15 protein-coding genes are annotated in these 16,284 nt (G+C 63.9%); 11 read left to right on the forward strand and 4 right to left on the reverse strand.

Annotated features, from left to right (window positions below; all coding sequences use genetic code 11):
• Positions 1–76: 76 nt before the first annotated feature.
• Positions 77–475, forward strand: coding sequence for a DUF1761 domain-containing protein (locus E5222_RS01730; RefSeq protein ID WP_136691915.1), 399 nt, complete (start codon positions 77–79; stop codon positions 473–475).
• A 6-nt stretch (positions 476–481) separates the two neighbouring features.
• Here the strand turns inward: E5222_RS01730 and E5222_RS01735 are convergent, their stop codons facing one another.
• The 3 genes from E5222_RS01735 to serS form a co-directional block, all read right to left on the reverse strand.
• A complete protein-coding gene (locus tag E5222_RS01735; protein ID WP_136691917.1) occupies positions 482–1,564 on the reverse strand; it encodes a potassium channel family protein in 1,083 nt (360 codons plus the stop codon).
• Positions 1,561–2,316, reverse strand: coding sequence for a 5'/3'-nucleotidase SurE (gene surE, locus E5222_RS01740; RefSeq protein ID WP_136691919.1), 756 nt, complete (start codon positions 2,314–2,316; stop codon positions 1,561–1,563). Before surE ends, E5222_RS01735 begins: the two co-directional genes overlap by 4 nt.
• 108 nt (positions 2,317–2,424) lie before the next feature.
• Positions 2,425–3,708 (reverse strand): serine--tRNA ligase, encoded by a 1,284-nt coding sequence (gene serS, locus E5222_RS01745; protein ID WP_136691921.1) that lies wholly within the window; start codon positions 3,706–3,708, stop codon positions 2,425–2,427.
• Between the two features lie 194 nt (positions 3,709–3,902).
• Between serS and E5222_RS01750 the strand changes: the two genes are divergently transcribed.
• Entirely contained in the window at positions 3,903–5,126 is a 1,224-nt protein-coding gene (locus E5222_RS01750; RefSeq protein WP_246021507.1) for a sulfotransferase family protein, read from the forward strand.
• A gap of 4 nt (positions 5,127–5,130) precedes the next feature.
• On the opposite strand, the gene E5222_RS01755 is transcribed toward E5222_RS01750, so the two are convergent.
• A complete protein-coding gene (locus E5222_RS01755; protein WP_136691923.1) occupies positions 5,131–5,319 on the reverse strand; it encodes a YgaP family membrane protein in 189 nt (62 codons plus the stop codon).
• 162 nt (positions 5,320–5,481) lie between these two features.
• Here E5222_RS01755 and E5222_RS01760 point away from each other — a divergent pair, with 162 nt between their 5' ends.
• The 9 genes from E5222_RS01760 to cynS all read left to right on the forward strand — a co-directional run bounded on the left by E5222_RS01760 (position 5,482) and on the right by cynS (position 16,282).
• Positions 5,482–6,060, forward strand: coding sequence for an ANTAR domain-containing response regulator (locus E5222_RS01760; RefSeq protein ID WP_136691925.1), 579 nt, complete (start codon positions 5,482–5,484; stop codon positions 6,058–6,060).
• A gap of 3 nt (positions 6,061–6,063) precedes the next feature.
• On the forward strand, positions 6,064–7,275 hold the full coding sequence (locus E5222_RS01765; RefSeq protein WP_136691927.1) for an ABC transporter substrate-binding protein: 1,212 nt from the start codon (positions 6,064–6,066) through the stop codon (positions 7,273–7,275).
• 222 nt (positions 7,276–7,497) lie between these two features.
• The gene (locus E5222_RS01770) at positions 7,498–8,931 is read left to right on the forward strand and encodes a CmpA/NrtA family ABC transporter substrate-binding protein (RefSeq protein WP_136691929.1); all 1,434 of its coding nucleotides are present in this window, start codon (positions 7,498–7,500) and stop codon (positions 8,929–8,931) included.
• A 29-nt stretch (positions 8,932–8,960) separates the two neighbouring features.
• Positions 8,961–10,025 carry an ABC transporter permease gene (locus E5222_RS01775; protein ID WP_136691931.1) on the forward strand — a complete coding sequence of 355 codons (1,065 nt, stop codon included), beginning with the start codon at positions 8,961–8,963 and terminating at the stop codon, positions 10,023–10,025.
• Between the two features lie 2 nt (positions 10,026–10,027).
• The gene (locus tag E5222_RS01780; RefSeq protein WP_136691933.1) at positions 10,028–11,728 is read left to right on the forward strand and encodes an ABC transporter ATP-binding protein; all 1,701 of its coding nucleotides are present in this window, start codon (positions 10,028–10,030) and stop codon (positions 11,726–11,728) included.
• A 159-nt stretch (positions 11,729–11,887) separates the two neighbouring features.
• Positions 11,888–13,099: an alginate export family protein gene (locus E5222_RS01785; protein ID WP_136691935.1), complete on the forward strand. Its 1,212-nt coding sequence runs from the start codon at positions 11,888–11,890 to the stop codon at positions 13,097–13,099.
• 34 nt (positions 13,100–13,133) lie between these two features.
• Positions 13,134–13,985 (forward strand): formate/nitrite transporter family protein, encoded by an 852-nt coding sequence (locus E5222_RS01790; protein ID WP_136691936.1) that lies wholly within the window; start codon positions 13,134–13,136, stop codon positions 13,983–13,985.
• A 69-nt stretch (positions 13,986–14,054) separates the two neighbouring features.
• Positions 14,055–15,842, forward strand: a complete 1,788-nt coding sequence (locus tag E5222_RS01795; RefSeq protein WP_136691937.1) for a bifunctional protein-serine/threonine kinase/phosphatase — start codon at positions 14,055–14,057, stop codon at positions 15,840–15,842.
• Positions 15,839–16,282, forward strand: a complete 444-nt coding sequence (gene cynS / locus E5222_RS01800; protein WP_136691939.1) for a cyanase — start codon at positions 15,839–15,841, stop codon at positions 16,280–16,282. The genes E5222_RS01795 and cynS overlap by 4 nt, the downstream gene beginning before the upstream one ends.
• Positions 16,283–16,284: the final 2 nt, after the last annotated feature.

Raw genomic sequence — 16,284 nt, forward strand, 5'->3', positions numbered from 1 at the left:
GATGCGCGCGCCCCTACACCCGGCGGGCGCTTTGCGCTAGTCTCTCGCGCAGGACGGACAGGAAGGGAGTTGGACTATGGGACCGGTGAACTGGCTGGCAGTGGCGCTGGGGGCGGTGGCCTTCTTCGCCGTGGGAGCAATCTGGTACAGCCTGCTGTTCGGCAAGGCGTGGCAGCGCGAAACGGGCCTGACGGAGGAGAAGCTGGCGGGGGCGAACATGCCGATGATCTTCGGCCTGTGCTTCCTGTTGGAGCTGGTGGTCGCATGGATGCTCGGCCACCTGATCGCGCGGACCAACCCGCAGCCGCATGTGATCATGATGTTCGCGCTGGGCTTCGGCGCGTTCCTGATGGCCCCGGCGATCGGCATCAACTACCTCTACCAGCGCAAGTCGCTGAAGCTGTGGCTGATCGATGCGGGGCACTTCGTGGTCGGCATGGCGGCGATGGGCGGGGTGTTCGTCGCCCTCAGCTGAGCCGCCTCAGCTCGAGGACGAGATCTCGTCCTCTGCGGTGGGGAGGTCGGTGGGGCGGATCTCCACCACGATATCGCCTGCCTGCAGCGCGCCGGCCTCGTCCTCCCAGAAGCCGCGCGCACCGCCGTTGCGGTAGATGCGCAGGCCCTTGCCGCTGGTCAGTTCGTTAAGCGACTTGCCGATCTCCTCCGGCCGCACGGGCCGTTCGACCAGCTGCACGCGCCCGGTGACCGAGGCGAGGTCGGCGAGGTAGTCGGCAATATGCGCCCCTTGTGCGCTGCCCGCCAGCAGCAGGCCGGTGAAGCGCACCGGGTTGATCACGTTGTCCGCGCCCGCCTGGTGCGCCAGTAGCTCATTGTCCGAAGCGCGCACGACCACGCTGATGGGGACATTGGGCGCGAGGTGGCGGACGGTCAGCACGATCAGGATGCTGGCATCGTCGCGCCCGGCGGAAACCAGCACGGTCTGCGCCTCCGCGATCCGCACCGCCATAAGGCTGTCGTCGCGCGTGGCATCGGCCTCGATCACGTTGCAGCCAAGCGCTTCGGCTTGCTCCAACCGGTCCGGGTTGGGGTCCATGACAACGATCTCGCGCGGATCGGTGCCGCGTTCGATCAGCTCGCTCACTGCCTCGGAGCCGGAGACCCCGAAACCGAGCACGACCACATGGTCGGACAGCTGGCTCTGGATGCGGGCCATACGGAACTTCTCCCAGCTTCTCTTGATGATGAAGTTATAGGCGGTGCCGACGAAAATGAAGAGCACCGCAAAGCGCACCGGCGTCACGATCAGCGCTTCGACCAGCCGCGAACGGTCGCTGATCGGGGCGATATCGCCAAAGCCGGTGGTGGTGATGGAGATCATGGTGAAATAGACGACGTCGAGGAAACTCACATGCCCATCGACATTGTCGACCAGCCCGTCGCGATCGGCATAGTGGATCAGGACCACCGTCATGATCAGGCTGAAGGCGAGGCCGAGGCGAATGCCGAGATCGCCCCAGACGGGCACCTTGACCGCGCGCCGCAGCGGAGTGAAGCGCTTTGCCCTCGACTGGCGGACGGAGTTACGCTTTTCGCCCTCGCTCATTCCGCGAACCTGTCCGCCAATGTGCCGAGTGCGGCGTGATTGGTGAGGTCGAGCTGCAGCGGCGTGACCGCGACGTAGCCTTCGGCCACTGCTTCGAGGTCGGTGCCGTGATCGAGCGTGTGCTCCATCTCCTCCAGCCCGAACCAGTAATAGCTGCGCCCGCGCGGATCGGTGCCTTCGACCAGGCTGCCGCGGCTGTAATCATGAAAGCCCTGCCGCACCACGCGAACGCCTTTCACGTGCTCGGCGGGGCAATCGGGGAAGTTGACGTTGACGAGCGTGCGCTTCGCCATCGGCACTTCGATCAGCGGAGCAAGTACGCGGGCGGCCCAGCTCTCGGCAGCGGCAAAGGTCGCGCCGCGTTCGCGCATGGCTTGCGACAGGGCAATCGCCGGAATGCCCGCAAGCGCGGCTTCCATCGCGGCAGAGATGGTGCCCGAATAGGTGATGTCGTCGGCCAGGTTCTCGCCCGCATTGATGCCGGAAATGACGAGGTCGGGTTTCCTGTCGGCAAACAGCTTGCGCAGGCCGAGGTTCACCGCATCGGTAGGCGTGCCGGTGACGGCAAAGCGTTTCTCGCCATAAGTGCGCAGACGGACCGGCTGGTGGAGGGTGAGCGAATGGCCGGCGCCGGACTGTTCTTCCGCCGGGGCACAGACCCACACATCGTCGCTCAGCGTCGCGGCAATCGCCTCCAGCACTGCGAGGCCGGGTGCGTGGATGCCATCGTCATTGGTGAGCAGTATGCGCAAGCGCTGCCTTTCCGTCCCGTTCGCCCTGAGCTTGTCGAAGGGCCGTACTTCCCTTTGCTGAAGAGGTGAAGGAAAAGCGGTCCTTCGACAAGCTCAGGACGAACGAATTCAACCCATTGGTTCGAGTTTCTGGAGCCCGCCCATATAGGGCGCCAGTGCTTCCGGTACACTGACCGAGCCATCCTCGTTCTGGTAGTTCTCCAGCACCGCCACCAGCGTGCGGCCGACCGCGAGGCCGGAGCCGTTCAGCGTGTGGACGAATTCGGTCTTCTTGGCCCCGTCTTCGGGACGATAGCGCGCATTCATGCGCCGCGCCTGGAAGTCGCCGCACCAGCTGACAGAGCTGATCTCGCGATAGGCGTCCTGCCCCGGCAGCCACACCTCGATATCGAAGGTCTTGCGCGCACCGAAGCCCATGTCGCCGGTGCACAGCATGACCACGCGATAGGGCAGTTCGAGCGCCTTCAATATGCTCTCTGCGGATTCGAGCATATGCTCATGTTCCGTATGCGCGTCCTCGGGACGGCAGATGGAGACGAGCTCCACCTTGTCGAACTGGTGCTGGCGGATGAAGCCGCGCGTATCCTTGCCCGCCGCGCCCGCTTCGCTGCGGAAACAGGGGGTGAGGGCGGTGAGGCGGATCGGGGCGGAGAGGTCGTCGATGATCTGCTCGCGCACAGAATTGGTCAGGCTGACCTCGGCGGTGGGGATGAGCCAGCGATCATCGGTGGTGCGGAACAGGTCCTCGGCAAACTTGGGCAGCTGGCCGGTGCCGAACAGCGCCTCGTCACGCACCAGCAGCGGCGGGGCGCATTCAGTATAGCCGTTCTCACCCGTCTGCCTGTCGAGCATGAATTGCCCCAGCGCCCGGTTGAGCCGTGCCATTTGCCCGCGCAGGAAAGTGAAGCGCGCGCCGGACATGCTGGCGCCCGTCTCGAAATCCATGCCCAGCGCCGGGCCCATATCGGCATGTTCCGCCGGCTTGAAATGGAAGGCGCGCGGCACCGTCCAGCGGCTGACTTCCTTGTTGTCGTCCTCGTCCGCGCCCTCGGGCACGCCGTCGGCGGGGAGGTTGGGGATGGCGGCGAGCGCATCGTTCAGCGCCTTGGCCTTTGCGCGCTCCTCCTCCTCCAGCGCGGGCATGGACTGCTTCAGCTCGGCCACTTCGGCCTTCAGCGCCTCTGCCTTGTCCTTGTCGCCCTGGCCCATCGCCTGGCCGATCGCCTTGGAAGCCTCGTTCCGGCGGCTCTGCATTTCCTGCAGGCGGGTGGTCAGCGAGCGGCGGTCCTCGTCTAGCACCAGCAGGGTGGCGGATTGCGGTTCCAGCCCGCGCTTGGCGAGTGCTGCGTCGAAGGCGACGGGATTTTCGCGAATGCTACGAAGGTCATGCATGGGCGCGGGCTATGCCTTGGCGGTGCGGGGCTTGTCCAGTGGCGTTTCACGCACATCGGCAGGGGGAACCGGGTTGAGCGCAGCGCGTAGCTTTGCCTATGGTAATCGCGAGCAATCGCGCGGCTGGCTTGGGGACTTGTTCATTGCAGGAAGGGACGATTGAGCCGCCGCGGCGCACGCGTTTCGTCGACACGGTGAGCGGGGCGATGGCGCTGGCGCGGCGCACGGGTCTGGCAAAGCAGCCGGTCCTCGACAAACAGCTGCTGATGGAAGAGGCGAGCGAACGCACCGGCCTGTCCGATTTCGGCGATCCGTGGTTCGAACGGCCCTTCGATGTCCTGCTCGATGCGTTGCATTGCGAAGCGCGGCTGAACCCTGCGGGTGAATGGGCGGCGAAGGCGCAATTTCTCAAGCTGCTGGATGACAGGTTGTGGGCGCAGCAATGGTTTGCCGAGCATCCGGAAATCCTCGCCCGCCCGTTGCCGCGCCCGGTGATCGTGGTCGGCATCATGCGGTCCGGCACCACGCGCATGCACCGCCTGCTCTCGGCCGACCGGCGCTTTTCGCATCTGCGCCAGTTCGAAACGATCAGCCCGGTCCCGCGCCCCGGCTTCACCCATGGGGGCAAGGATTCGCGGATCACGCTGGCGAAGCGGATCGGCATGGTGGCGAAGCTCTCCAACCCGAAGACGCTCGACATCCACCCCACCGGAGCCATGCAGCCGGAGGAGGAGCTGGGCCTGCTGGTCAATTCGATGTGGAGCATGAAGCACGAGGCGCAGTGGTTCGTCCCCTCCTATGGCCGCTGGTGCGAGGAGCAGGATCCCAAGCCCGCTTATTTGCAGATGGCGCGGCTGCTGCAGCTGATCGGCTGGGCGCAGCAGAGTTCATCGCTGAGGCCGTGGATCCTGAAGACGCCGCAGCACATGATGGACCTGCCCACCTTGCTGGAGCTGTTTCCCGATGCCCGACTGGTCTTCACCCATCGCGACCCGGTGGCGGTGGTCGGCAGCGCCGCCTCGCTCGCCTGGAACCAGACGATCATCTATTCCGACCATGCCGATCCGCATGTCATCGGCGAGGAATGGCTGCGCAAGACACGGGTGATGATCGAACGCATGCGCAAGGCGCGCGATTCCATTCCCGCCGAACGGATGATCGACGTGCATTTTGACGAGATGGACAGCGACTGGCGCGGCGCGATGGGCCGGGTCTACGACTTCCTCGGCCTCGACATCACGCCGACGCTGCCCGCGATGGCGGACTACCAGCGCCGCACCGGCAGCGGGAAGCGCCGCCGACACGTCTATAGCCTCAGCGAGTTCGGCCTGACCGAAGCGCGCGTGGCCGAAGAGCTGGGCGATTACGTCGCGACTTACGGCATCACTCGCGAAGGCCGCCAACGCGCCGCATCGTAACCCGCTACTTCTTGCAGGTATTCACCCCGATCAGCGAATAGAGCGGGCAAGTGCGCAGGAAACCGGTCGCGAGCGGGATGATCCCGATCCAGCCCCATGGCGTCTGCGGCCCTACGAAGACCAGTGCGATCAGGATAACGCCCACGATCATACGCAGGATGCGATCGGTGCTGCCGACATTGGTTGCGAACATGATGTCACCTCCTTGATTGGCAGGCCTTATGCGCCCTTTGCGCGCCTGCTCCATTGATTGAGGTCAAGCTGGACTGTCTCTCAAAAGCACGTTCAAGGCGCAATCGGCAGGCTAGCGCCTGTTGCGCTTGCGCCGGAATTGCTGCGATGCAATATGCGCGGAATGAAGATTGCCATTGTCGATGAAAGCGCAGCGCGCGCCTCGATTATCGAGGAGGGCTTGAGCGAACTCGACGAGCCGGAAATCCATATCCTCACACAGCGCCAGGGCCTTCTCGCACGGATCGAGGAGATTTCGCCCGATATCGTGCTGATCGACCTCGGCAACCCCTCGCGCGACGTGCTCGAGGAGTATTTCACGGTCAGCCGCGCCTTGGCGAAGCCGATCGCCATGTTCGTGGACCAGAGCGACGACGATGCCATCGCCGCCTCCATCGATGCAGGCGTCTCGGCCTATGTCGTCGATGGCCTTGCCTCCAACCGCATCAAGCCGCTGCTCGACCTGGCGGTGAAGCGCTTCAATGCCTTCGCCCGGCTGCAGACCGACCTTGCCGAAGCCAAGGGCAAGCTGGCCGAGCGCGAGACGATCGACAGGGCGAAGCGCATCCTGATGGATAGCAAGGGCGTGACCGAGCCCGAAGCCTATGCCGAATTGCGGCGCAAGGCGATGTCATCCAACCGCCGGATCGCCGAGATCGCCGAGGCGGTTGTGACCGCGCATGACCTGATGGGAGGCAAATAGAGAGTGACGACACGAGAGATCACCATCGGATTCCTGCCCCTGGTCGATGCCTGCCTGCCGATCCTGGCCCAGGAACACGGCTTTGCCGAAGAAGAAGGGCTGTCGCTGAAGTTCGTGAAGGATGTCAGCTGGGCGACCGTGCTCGACCGGCTGCTCTATGGTCATACCGAAGCCGCGCATATGCTGGCCCCGCTGGCGATTGCCACCACGCTGGGGCGGGGGAGGCCCGCGCAACCGCTGGTCGCGCCTTTCGTCCTCGGCCTCAACGGCAATGGCGTGACGCTGGCAAAATCGCTGGCTGAACGCATTGCGGTGCCGGGCCAGTTTGCCGATCCGGCGGCATTGGGCGCGGCGCTGAAAGGCGAAGTGGAGGCGGCCAACGCGTCGGGACGCAAGCTGCGCTTCGGCGTGGTGCATCGCTATTCGAGCCACAATTACAAGCTGCGCTACTGGCTGGCAGCCTGCGGCATTCGCCCGGATGAAGATGTCGAGATCGTCACCGTCGCGCCGCCCTTCGTCGCCGATGCCATGGCGGGTGGCGAGATCGACGGCGCCTGCGTCGGCGAACCGTGGAATTCGGTCTGCGTCGAGCGCGATGTCGGCGTAATGGTGCTGGCAACCGCGCAGATCTGGCGCCGCGGGGTGGAAAAGGTGCTGGCCATGCGTGCGCCCGTTCTGGAAGAGCGGCGCGCGGACATGGAAGCGCTGATCCGCGCCATGCGCAAGGCGGGGCGGCACTTCGTCGACCTGAATAATCTCGAGCGCAATGCCCGAATCCTCTCCTCCGCACCCTATCTGGCGGCCGATGAGAAGCTGGTGGCGCGCGCGATTTCGGACCGGCTGGTTCTGGCGCATGGCCACAAGCCGGTGCATTTCCCCGATTTCATGTTTCAATACAGCGAGGCGGCGAACTTCCCATGGGTCAGCCAGGCGGCCTGGCTCTATTCGCAAATGGTCCGCTGGGACCACTTCGATTACGATGCCGAAGACGCGCGAAAGGCCGCGCAAGTGTTCCGCCCGGACGTATACCGCAGTGCACTAAAGAGCACCGGTGACGATTTGCCCGCAGCCAATTCAAAGGTTGAAGGGAGCGTGACAAAGCTGACACAGGTGGGCACGCAGCAGGGCAATATCACATTGTCTTCCAACACGTTTTTCGATGGACGAACTTTCGATCCGGACACCATCGAGAGCTATCTGGACACGCTGGATTAGGTGGAAAATCTTCGCTGCAGTGCAAAAAGGCCTTTACTGCGCGCCGCCGAATCGCATATCTCTTGCCTCGAACGGAGCGGCAGGTCTCACTGTTGAGACAGGTATCAACGCTTCGATCGGTTTCAACATAGCGTGGCAACGTCGCCGCCCGATCTGGTTCCTTGCGAGGACCCATGTCGAGGCGGCTTTTTTGCGTTCTGCGCCGATCTGGAGACGGGACAGATGAGCTTTTCGCGGCGGGAATTTTCCAAGCGTATCACCATGGCCGCAGTGGCCGGCATTGCCAGCCTTGCGCTGGTCAGCTGCGGTTCGGGCAGCACCTCCGAAGGGGGGAGCAATGTGGTCGCCGCCAACCTCGACGGTGCGATCGAAAAGCCCAATCTGACGCTCGGCTTTATCAAGCTGACCGACATGGCGCCGCTGGCCATCGCGCTGGAAAAGGGTTTCTTCGCCGAGGAGGGCCTCAACGTCCGCCTCGAACCGCAGGCGAACTGGAAAGTGCTGCTCGACGGCGTGATCGGCGGGCAGCTGGACGGGGCTCACATGCTCGCCGGACAGCCCATCGCGGCAACCATCGGATACGGCACGCAGGCGGACCTGATCGCGCCGCTCAGCCTCGACCTCAACGGCAATGCCATCACCTTGTCGAACAAGGTGTGGGAGCAGATTCGCGACGACCTGCCCGAAGGCGCTGACGGCAAGCCGGTGCACCCGATTTCCGCTTCCCACCTGAAGCCGGTGGTCGAGCAATTCGAAGCCGAGGGCCGTCCCTTCAACATGGGCATGGTCTTCCCCGTCAGCACGCATAATTACGAGCTGCGCTACTGGCTCGCGGCGGGCGGCCTCAACCCCGGCTTCTATACCGATGGCGACGTGACCGGGACGGTGAGCGCGGACGTGAACCTCTCGGTCACGCCGCCGCCGCAGATGCCCGCCACGATGGAGGCCGGTACGATCGAAGGCTATTGCGTGGGCGAGCCCTGGAACCAGCAGGCGGTGTTCATGGGCATCGGCGTGCCGGTGATCACCGACGACCAGATCTGGGACGACAATCCGGAAAAGGTCTTCGGCCTGCGCGAGGATTTCGCCGAGAAATACCCGGCGACCACCGCCGCCCTGCTGCGCGCCATCATCAAGGCGCAGCAATGGCTCGATGCCGATGGCGGCGCCAACCGTGCAGAGGCGGTGGAGATTCTCAGCCGTTCCAACTACGTGGGCGCCGATGCCGAGGTGATCGCCGCATCCATGACCGGCGTCTTCACCTTCGAGCCCGGCGACACGCGGCCGGCGGAAGGCTTCAACATCTTCTTCGATAAATATGCGGGCTATCCCTACTACTCGGATGCCATCTGGTACCTCACGCAGATGCGCCGCTGGGGCCAGATCGCCGAGGACAAGACCGACGCCTGGTATTTCGAGACCGCCGAAGCCGTCTATCGCCCCGACCTCTATCTCGCCGCCGCCAACAGGCTGGTGGAAGAGGGTGTGCTGGAGGAAGGCGACGTGCCGGAGACCGACGGCTTCCGCGGCCCCCAGTCGGGCTTCATCGACGGCATCACCTATAATGGCCGCCAGCCCAACAATTACCTCTCCATGTTCAACATCGGCCTGCAGCAGGGCCAGCGCGTGACGGCCTCCGGCGTCACGGGCAGCTGAACACGGAAATGAGCGAAGGAAACAGTACGATGGCAACCGTCTATGCAGATGCGCAACCGACCGATGAGCCGGCCGTGGAGGCCGCATCGGGATCGGTAGCGGGCAAGGTCGCCGCGCCTCCTGCCGAAACCGAAAGCGCGAAGAAGGAGGCAAAGCCCGCCTTCTTCGCAGGTCAGGGCGCCAAGCTGATGAAGGGGCTGCTGGCCCCGATGATGGGCATCCTGATCTTCCTCGGCCTGTGGGCTGTGCTGGCACCGCAGGTCGATACCTCGCTCGGCGCATTGCCCGGTCCGGTCGAAGTGGCGGGACAAGGCGTGGCGCTGTACGAGGAATGGGGTGCGGCCAATGAGGTGGAATCGCAATTCTATGCCGACCAGGATGCGCGCAATGCTGCCTATATCGAGGCCGGTACGCCCGGGCGGGTGACCGATTTCGCATATAACGGCCCGCCCACCTTCGTTGACCAGATCATCACCTCGCTGCAGACGGTGGCGCTGGGCTTCATCCTGGCGACGCTGGTGGCGGTGCCGATCGGGCTGGTCTGCGGGTTGTCGCCGGTAGTGAACGCGGCGATCAATCCGCTGGTGCAGATCATGAAGCCGGTCAGCCCGCTCGCCTGGCTGCCGATCGTGACCATGGTGATTTCGGCCGTGGTGAGCAGCGCCGATCCGCTGCTGCCCAAGGCCTTCATCATCTCCGCACTGGTGGTGATGCTGTGTTCGCTGTGGCCCACGCTGATCAATACGGCGGTCGGCACCAGCAGCATCGACAAGGACCTCCTGAACGTCGGCCGCGTGCTCAAGCTGGGCTGGTTCGCGAAGCTGACCAAGCTCGTCCTGCCCGCATCGCTCCCTTACATCTTCACCGGCATGCGCCTGTCGCTGGGCGTTGGCTGGATGGTGCTGATCGCGGCGGAAATGCTCGCGCAGAACCCGGGCCTCGGCAAGTTCGTGTGGGATGAATTCCAGAACGGCTCCAGCCAGTCGCTCGCCCGCATCATGTTCGCGGTGGTGGTGATCGGTTTCATCGGCTTCGGCCTCGACCGCATCATGATGGCTCTGCAGTCGCTCGCTTCCAAGAACAGGACGGTGTGATCATGAGCGCAACTCCCATCCTCTCGCTGCGCAGCGTCAGCAAGTCCTACAAGGGCCAGTCAGGCGACGACACGCATGTGCTCGACGGGATCGACCTGGACGTGGCCGAAGGCGAATTCGTTGCAATCCTTGGCTTTTCGGGCGCGGGCAAGACCACGCTGATCAATTCGGTGGCCGGGCTTGTCGAACCCGATGGCGGGCAGATCCTGTTGAAAGGCAAGCCGATCGAGGGGACCAGCAAGGATCGGGGCCTGGTTTTCCAGTCCTACTCGCTGTTTCCCTGGCTATCGGTGGAATCCAACGTCGCGCTGGCGGTAGACGCGGTGCACAAGGACAGGAGCAAGGCGGAACGCGCCGCACTGGTGAAGCAGAAGGTGGAACTGGTCGGCCTGGGCCATGCGATGGACCGCAAGCCGGCCCAGCTTTCGGGCGGCATGCGCCAGCGCGTTGCGGTGGCCCGCGCACTCGCCATGGAACCCGAAATCCTGCTGCTGGACGAGCCGCTTTCCGCGCTCGACGCGCTGACCCGCGCCAAGCTGCAGGACGAAATTGAGCGCATTCGCAAGGAGGAGGGTCGCACAATTCTCCTCGTCACGAACGACGTGGACGAAGCGCTCCTTCTTGCCGACCGTGTCGCGGTGCTGACCCCCGCACCTGCGGCACGGATCGGCAGGATCTGGGATGTCGATGTGGCCCGCCCTCGCGATCGCGAGGCGGTGAACGACGATGTCCATTTCCAGAAGCTGCGCAAGGAGATCGTTTCCTATCTCGGCACGCTGAATGCGGAAAGCGGGACGGTTGGCGAAAGCTCGGTGGAGCTGCCCAATGTCACGCCGCTCGACCTCGCGCCCCAAAGAGACCCAAATCTCCCGCAGGCTTATCGCGAGGCGGCGCATAGCCCGGTCGAGAAGCGCTACCTGGAATTCTACAAGCTCGACAAGGTGTACCCCACGCCCAAAGGCCCGCTGAAAGTGGTCGAGGATTTCAACCACATCATGGACAAGGGCGAGTTTATCTCGCTGATCGGCCATTCGGGTTGCGGCAAGTCCACCGTGCTGACCATGGCGGCAGGTCTCAATGAGATTTCCGGCGGTGGTATCGTGCTCGAAAATCGCGAGATCAGTGCGGCCGGACCCGACAAGGCAGTGGTGTTCCAGGCCCCGAGCCTGATGCCCTGGCTCACCGCGCGGCAGAACGTCGCTCTCGGCGTGGAGCGGGTCTATCCGCATGCAAGCAGGGCCGAGCGGCGCGATATCGTCGACTATTATCTCGACCGTGTTGGTCTTGGCGATTCCAAGGAAAAGCTGGCGGCTGAAATGTCCAACGGCATGCGCCAGCGCGTGGGTATCGCCCGCGCCTTTGCCCTGTCGCCGCGGCTGCTGCTGCTCGACGAACCCTTCGGCATGCTCGACAGTCTCACCCGCTGGGACTTGCAGGACGTGCTGGTGGAGACGTGGAACCGCACCAAGGTGACCGCGATCATGGTCACGCATGACGTGGACGAGGCGATCCTGCTGGCGGACAAGGTCGTAATGATGACCAACGGCCCGCGCGCCACCATCGGCAAGGTGCTGGAGGTAGACCTGCCGCGACCGCGCGACCGCAAGGAACTGCTCGAACATCCGAAATTCTATCAATACCGGCAGGAAGTGCTGCACTTCCTTGCCGAATACGATCACGGGCCCGCCGCAAAGGCAGCCTGACGCAATCCTGGGAGGGGCCGGTGGCGGCAAAGGGGCCGTCGTCGCGAAACAATTGACATAGCCGGAGCGATCCGGCGCCCGGCGGGCAACGGAGCTCGCCTCTCTTTTTCCGTTTCGGAAAGAGCCGTCCGTGCTGGGCGGCTCCAGGGAGGTGACTCTATGCGTATCAAGACCTGTCTTCTGACTGCCACTGCCATCGCGTGCTTTTCCAGTCCGGCTCTCGCCGCCCCCGGCGATCCGATCGTGATCGAGGAGGGCTGGACGCTCGATCTCCAGGCCAATACGCGCCTGCGCTATGAAACCGTGTCGCAGGACAACGCTGCGGGCGATGCCGATGCGCTGACCCTGCGCGGACGGCTGGGCGCCGAACTGGCGCATATGGGCTTCAAGGTGTTGGTCGAAGGCGAGGGCACCGCGGCGCTGATCGACGATTACAATGACACGCAGCCGGGCAATGGTGTGGAGCCTTTCTCGGTCGTCGCAGATCCGGAGAACATGGAGCTCAACCGGATCCAGGTCTCCTATAGCGACGAGGGCTTCACCGGCACGCTGGGCCGCCAGCGGGTGATCATGGGCAATGCGCGTTTCGTCGGCAATGTCGGCTGGCGGCAGAACGAGCAGACCTTCGATGCGGCGCGCCTTCAGGTCGGCACCGGCCCTTTCAAGGCCGATGCGGTCTGGGCGATTTCCCAGCGCACGATCTTCGGCGTCGACAGCCCGAACGAGTATTTCGACGGCAACTTCGTCTTCCTCAATGCAGGGGTCGATCTCGATGTCGTGGATGTGACGGCGTTCAGCTACATCGTCGATTACGACACGCGCGATGCCTTCTCCAGCCAGACCTTCGGCGCGACCGCCAGTGCTGCCGTGCCACTGGGCGCGGCCAGCCTGGACCTCTCGGCCACCTATGCCACGCAGGCTGACGCCGGCAGCAACCCGGTCGACTACTCGGCCGATTTCATCAGCCTGACCGTGGGCACCACCATTGCCGGCTTCAACCTTTCCGCCAATTACGAGGAGCTGGGCAGCGATGACGGCGTGGCCGCGTTCCAGACGCCGATGGCGACGCTCCACGCTTTCCAGGGCTGGGCGGACCTGTTCCTGACCACGCCTGCCACCGGCGTGCGCGATTACAATGTCGGGCTGCGCAAGCAGTTCAGCCTGCCGGGCGTAGGCAATGTGACCGCGGCGGTGATCTATCACGACTTCGACAGCGACTTCGGCGGGATCGATTACGGCTCCGAATGGGATGCCTCGCTGGGCTTCAAGGTCGGCCCGGTCGGTCTGCTCCTCAAATATGCCAATTACGACGCGAATGCCTTCGCCGTCGATACGGAGAAGTTCTGGCTGCAGGCCGAATACAGCTTCTGATTCAGAGCGTTAACCCCAATGGATGGAGGGTATAATGTCATATCTGCTACCAAGTGAATTCGTCACTAAGCTGGTCGACGCCGGTGAATCCAAGATATTCATGTCGACCAAGGACACGCTGATCCGCGCCTACATGGCGGGTGCCACTCTGGCACTGGCGGCGGCCTTTGCCGTCACTATCAACGTGCAAACCGGCGAGCCTCTGGCGGGCGCGGTGCTGTTCCCGGTGGGCTTCTGCCTGCTCTATTTGCTCGGATATGACTTGTTGACCGGCGTCTTTGTGCTGTGTCCACTTGCCGTGTGGGACAGGAGGCCAGGCTGTACATGGGGCGGAGTCCTCAGGAACTGGGGCCTCGTCTTCGTCGGCAACTTTGCCGGCGCGCTGACCACGGCCGTGATGATGGCGATCTACTGGACCTATGGCTTTGCCGCGGAAGAGACCAATCCGGTCGGCCTGATCTTCGCCACAATGGGCGAAGCGCGCACCGTGGGCTACGCCGAATATGGCCTTGCAGGCTGGATCACGGTCTTCGTGCGCGCCATGCTGTGCAACTGGATGGTTTCGACCGGTGTGGTCGGCGCGCAGGTCTCGACCACCGTCACCGGCAAGGTGCTGGCGATGTGGATGCCGATCATGCTGTTCTTCTACATGGTGTTCGAGCATTCGATCGTGAACATGTTCCTGTTCCCGAGTGGCCTGATGATGGGCGGCGATTTCAGCATCGGTGACTATCTGCTGTGGAATGAAATCCCGGTGGTCCTTGGCAACCTGGTGGGCGGCCTGACCTTCACCGGGCTGATGCTCTACTCCACCCATGTCCGCACCAGCCCCAGCCGCAAGCCTGCCGCTGTCGAGGCGGACGCCAAGCTGACCCGCGTCGCCTGACCCCGACGCGAGCAAGGGAGGCGGGCTGTGACGGATGTGTCCGCCTCCCGTAGCTTGCAGGCCCCGGCCATGACCAGGCAGACGCTTGCCATCTCGCTGGGCCAGTATTCCTCCGCCGGAACTAAGGCGGAGAACCAGGATTTCCATGGCGCGCTGACGCCGGACGGCGCGGACCTTGCCACCAAGGGAATCGCGCTCGCCCTTGCCGACGGCATCAGCACCAGTCGGCGCGGGGCGGAGGCCGCCGCGATCGCGGTCAACAGCTTCCTGACCGATTATTTCTGCACCTCCGAAGGCTGGAGCGTGCGCAAGTCCGGCGAATGCGTGATCGGCGCGACCAATAGCTGGATGCATGCCGAAAACGCCCGCTACCGCCCGCGTGAAGAAGGCGAGGATCGCGAGGCGGCGGGCCTGATCTGCACGCTGAGCGCGATCGTGTTCAAATCTCGCAGCGCGCATATCTTCCATGTCGGCGATGCGCAGGTTCTGCGCCTGACGGGCAGGCAGGCCGAAGTGCTCACCACGGAGCATCGCATCCATCTGGGCGGCGGGGAGAGCTATCTTGGCCGCGCCATGGGGGCCAATCCGCAGCTGGAAGTCGAATACCGCAAGCTCGCGGTGGAAGCGGGCGATATCTTCCTGCTCTCGACCGATGGCGTCCACGAATTCGTCGGCACGGCGGACCTGCTTACGGCCATCGAGCAATGTCGCGATCTCGACGAAGCGGCGAAGAGGCTGGCCGATCTCGCCGCCGATCGCGGCAGCGGCGACAACCTCACCGTGCAGATCGCGCGGGTGGAGAGCCTGCCCCAGGGCGATGTGGGCGACCTGCTGGGCGGCGACCTGCGCCTCGCCCCCGCACCCGTGCTGGAGGAGGGGCAGGATTTCGAAGGCTATCGCATCCTGCGCCAGCTGCATTCGGGGCCGCGCAGCCATGCCTATCTCGCGCGCCATGCGGAGGACGATGCCGATGTCGTGATCAAGGTGCCATCCACCGAACGCTCGCAGGACGCCGACGCGCTGGCCGGCCTGCTGCTGGAAGAATGGGTGATGCGGCGGCTCGACCATCCCAACCTGCTCTCCGCCGTCCCCCTGCATGCCGCGCGGGCCCATGTCTTTTCGGTCAGCCGCCATGTTTCGGGGCGCACGCTGCACCAGTGGATCCTCGACAATGCGCCCGGCCAGATCGCGCCCGTGCGCCGGATAGTGAACCAGGTTTCCGCTGGCCTTGAGGCGATGCACCGCCGCGAAATGCTCCATCGCGACCTGCGCCCCCACAACATCATGATCGATGAGAGCGGCCATGCGACGATCATCGATTTCGGCTCCACCCAGGTGGCGGGGCTGGACGAGATCGCGATGCCGGAGATGGAGGATGCGGCCTATGCCGGCACGATCCAGTATTCCGCGCCCGAGCTTTATCTGGGCGAAGCGGCGAGCGTTGCGAGCGATGTCTTCTCGCTCGGCGTCATCGCCTACCACATGCTGACCGGCAGCCTGCCCTATGGTGCACGCGTATCCGCCGCCGACACGGCAAGGGCGCAGCGCAAGCTTGCCTATATCCCCGCCGCCTCGCGCAATCCGGACATTCCCGAATGGGTCGATGCCGCGCTGGCCCGTGCCGTCGCCGTCGATCCGGCCAAACGTTACGCCACACCGGCGGAGTTTGTGAGCGATCTTGCCCGCCCCAATCCGGAGCTGCTGCGCAATACGCTGCCCCTGTTGCAGCGCGGTTCGCTCAACACGTGGCGGCTGATCGCGTTGGTGCTGGCGGCCGCACTCGTCATTTCCATCATCACCCGGCCGGATTTTGCCCCGAGCCGTCCACCTGCAGAAAAAGAGGAGTCAGACCCATGATGACCAAATCCGATGTCACCACCATGATCCGCGCCGCCAAGCGCGAAAAGCAGATCAGCTGGGCGGAGATTGCCGCTGCTGCGGGGCAGAGTGAGGTCTTCGTCACCTCCGCCTGCCTCGGCATGAACAGCCTGCTGCCCGAACCGGCGGCAAAAGTGGCAAAGCTGCTCGACCTTCCGGAAGAGGCGGTGACGGTGCTCACCGAATTCCCCACCAAGCAGTTCGACAAACTCGTGCCGACCGATCCCTGCATCTATCGCTGGTACGAAATCACCGGCGTCTTCGGAGAGGCCTTCAAGGAGCTGGTGCAGGAGAAATTCGGTGACGGGATCATGAGTGCGATCGATTTCGACATGGAGATCGAGAAAGTCGAGCATGAGAAGGGCGACCGCGTAAAGGTTGTGATGAGCGGGAAATTCCTGCCCTACAAAAGCTGGTAAAC

Origin of the sequence: Alteraurantiacibacter aquimixticola, from assembly GCF_004965515.1 — a bacterium.
Lineage (GTDB): Bacteria > Pseudomonadota > Alphaproteobacteria > Sphingomonadales > Sphingomonadaceae > Alteraurantiacibacter > Alteraurantiacibacter aquimixticola.